2 protein-coding genes are annotated in these 3,479 nt (G+C 57.3%); both read right to left on the bottom strand.

Going from position 1 to position 3,479, the window contains the following annotated elements; all coding sequences use genetic code 11:
- Nucleotides 1-495: 495 nt before the first annotated feature.
- Complete coding sequence (locus tag CO251_RS00065) at nt 496-1,779, bottom strand: MFS transporter (RefSeq protein WP_103373779.1); 1,284 nt, start codon at nt 1,777-1,779, stop codon at nt 496-498.
- A gap of 157 nt (nt 1,780-1,936) precedes the next feature.
- On the bottom strand, nt 1,937-3,310 hold the full coding sequence (locus CO251_RS00060; protein ID WP_146038933.1) for an ISL3 family transposase: 1,374 nt from the start codon (nt 3,308-3,310) through the stop codon (nt 1,937-1,939).
- Nucleotides 3,311-3,479: the final 169 nt, after the last annotated feature.

The following is a 3,479-nucleotide window of genomic DNA, read 5'->3' as shown; positions in this document are numbered from 1 at the left end:
GGGTATTCGGATTTCTTGATTGACCTCTGCGGTTATGCGTCTGGCCGACGTCGGGGCATTTCTGTTGATCGGGCTATGGGATAGGCAAACCACGGTTGGTCAAAAACTGAGGGCAAACACTTCTGCGCTAACGCCCCCATCTTGAGCGCTTTGAGAAAAGGCCCTCCGAGACATTCCCCCAGTCTCGTTGTGCACCTATTCACTATTCAATACATTGTCGGTTCGTTTGGCGGGCGCGCTCGACATCGTCGGATAACACGGGCGGTGATTTTTCATCCAGAGATTTCGGCACGATGGAATGTACTTACTGTTGCAAATACGGCGAGCATTTCTGAGCAACTAAATGTGTCGCAGTGTGCAACGCCAATCCGTCACCGGATCTTCCGAACGAGCCGAACGTCGTCGACCCCATCCGGCCGTCCCTTTTATCCCTCTTCTCAGCCACATGCCTGACTATTCCGTTGGAAACTGGATGCCGAACGCTGGAACGCTTTGCTATTGAGACACGGATGTGTCAGGCACCCGACTCCAAGGAGCGCGAAGCGAGGCGACGACAAGTCCGAGAAGCATCGTGGCAGCGCCTCCAATGGTGATCGTGGCACCGGCGCCCCAGACGCTGACTACCACCCCCCCAATCAATTGCCCCACCGGCAGGCCGGAACTCGTCACGGACTGAAACACCCCAAAGACACTCCCCCGCAGGTGATCCGGGATGAGTCGCTGTTGCCATGTGGCCGCCACAATATTGTATGGAGAGTACACCAGGCCGCCGCCGAACAAGGTGAGCATAGCCTCCCACGGATGGGTCGTGAACCCCGTTAACCCACTGAACAGTCCCCACCCGATGATGACGCCGGTTATGAACCATCGTAGGCTCCACTGGGGCCTAAAGCGGCTCCAGAGAAGTGTACCCAGGAGCGAACCGACGGCGAAACTACTCCAGACGAGACCGAGAGTCCCGGCTCCCGAATGGTAGACCCGATCTACCATCACGGGCAAAGCCGGCTCCAACGGCCCGTACGTGAGATTGAAAAATAGGGTGACCATGCCGATGATCAACAGGGCCGGACTGTTCCATAAGAAGCGCCATGGGTTTGGCGCGGGATCTGACGTGGTTGACGGGTCGCGAGGGAAGCGTGTGCGGTACCGCGTGGCGGGAATACCCATTAGGGACAAGACGTACGCCGCGTAACACGCGGCGGTCACAAGCAAAGTCAAGGGAGCTCCGATCGCCGCCACTAGAATGCCTCCCACGGCCGGACCCAAGAGGGTCACGAGACCGCTGCGGAATTGGGAAAATCCATTCGCCACTTCGAGGTCATTAGCGCTCACGAGGTTAGGCAAGAGCACGCCGCGCCCAATCATGGATAGCGGTGACAGGGCGGCGGCCGCCGTCACCACTCCAACCAAAATTGGAAACGTGAGGATGTGCATCCACGTCATGATGGGAATGGACAGGTAGAGAATCGCCTGACCCACATTATCGATCACCATCAAACGTCGACGTGGTAGTCGGTCGAGTAATCGGCCGATGAACGGGCTGGTGGCCATACGGGCAATCGGGATGACTGCTAAGATGATGGCGACCCGGACCGACGACCCGGTTGTCTTCAGCACGAACCATGCCAGCGAAATCGAGACAAATTGTAAGGCGAGCAAAACCAGGGTAGAACCGGTCCAGTAGATGACGAAAAACTTGCTATGAATGAGTGTGCGATACGTGCTCGTTCGGGCCACCCCATTTTCGGTCGGAATTACGATGTGCGGCGACACTTGCATACATCGATCCTAGCAGAGGGGCCTCGAGACCACCATAAGACCTTAGGCGTATGCCCGGGGGCGAAAAATCTGCCCGGTCTTTCGGTCCCTCATACGCGCTATCCGTCTTACAGTGGGCCTCGACTCGGCCGAACAACTGGCTCGCCATCAGGCGTCCTCAACAACGCATCGAAACCCGACATCCAGCGAACGATACAGCAAAAAACGTCGGCCAGTTCATGTCCTTATGCGAAAAGTAGTTTGTCTTGGTGTACTCCCAGCAGTTGCCGGCCATGTCGTGGATTCCATAAGGACTTACGTTTTTCGCGTTGATGCCAACGCGAACGGTTGTGCGACTGGGAACGGTGTCATTGATTTGAGTCAGGATTTCACGCCAGACCGGAACGGAATCGAGCTGCGGCTGGTCAAAGACCGTTCCGATCCAAGTCAGTGCCGACGCGTCGAACTCATCGCCCCAAGGGTACAAACGCCCATCGGTTCCGCGCGCGGCCTTTTCCCATTGCTCGGCGGTCGGCAAGTCCTTGCCAGACCAGCGCGCATAGGCCCACGCATCGTACCAATCAATACCTGTGTAAGCGTCAAAGAATCCCCACCTTCCTTTTGGTGGGGATTCTTTGACGCTTACCTCTTCGTGGCTCCGGCATTCGAAGAGACGGAAAAAGTCTTCTTTTCGACGGTGCACTTCCCCCAGACCCGGGAAGTTTTTTGTCCACATGGACAACAGCAATTGCTCCCGGTCGGCCAGGTCGGCTTCCCGCTTCAACAGGACAAACCGGTCGTGCATGAGTCCGCGGCGCTGGGCCGGCGTGAGCGACTGCCGGAGTTGCTTGCGGACCCGTTCGACCGCGGCATTGGCCATCTTGAGCACGTGGAACTTGTCAATGACAATGATGGTCTGGGGCAAGACGGCCTCGACGGCTTCCTTGTACGGCCGCCACATGTCCATGGCCACCAGTTGAATCCGCGAGCGATTCGGGAGCTGCCCTAAGTATCGCGCGACCGTGTCTTTGCGGCGATCCACGAGGATGTCGACGAGCGTGCGTTCCCGCACATTAGTGACCACGCCGCGCGGTTTGGTCAGGTGGATTTCATCCAGTCCCAGCCAGGTCGGGGTTTCTACCCGTCGCCAGGCTTCCCATTGAGTCACGTACTCACTGAACACATCGCGCACCGTGGCTTCGTCGATTCCCACCTCCTCTGCGACATGAACAAAGGGGCGCCGCATCGCTTGGGGTCCCAACCAGGTCACGAGGCGCTGCGTCATCAACCGCTTGTCATTCACGTCGGGCAAGGTCTCGTAGAATGTCCGATGGCACGACTTGCAGCGAAATCGACGGGTGCGCAGGTATAGTCGTACCCGTTTGCCGTGCATCGGGAGATCCCGAATCCACTGTTCCCGATGGCCAAATCGAACGAACCCACCATGGGCGCAATGGGGACAGGCAGCCGGCCGTTCCGGAATTTCGGCTGCAACGTGGTAGGCATCATCGGTTTCCTCAAAGGCGGTTATGGTGTACCGAGGGAGGTTCAAGAAGTTGGGGATCTCCACGATGTCACCCTTTCCGTCCGCCGCGATCTGTTGACCGGCTTAGAACAGGGTATCGTGTCAACGCCACCCAGATCAATCATAGAATCTGATTTTGCTTCGAATTGTCATGTGCGGTCGAATCCCGAAAATCAATCACAGAATCCGGATACCC

This window comes from Sulfobacillus sp. hq2 (genome assembly GCF_002903155.1).
Classification (GTDB): Bacteria; Bacillota; Sulfobacillia; order Sulfobacillales; family Sulfobacillaceae; genus Sulfobacillus; species Sulfobacillus thermotolerans.
This window is presented reverse-complemented; position numbering and strand designations above follow the sequence as displayed.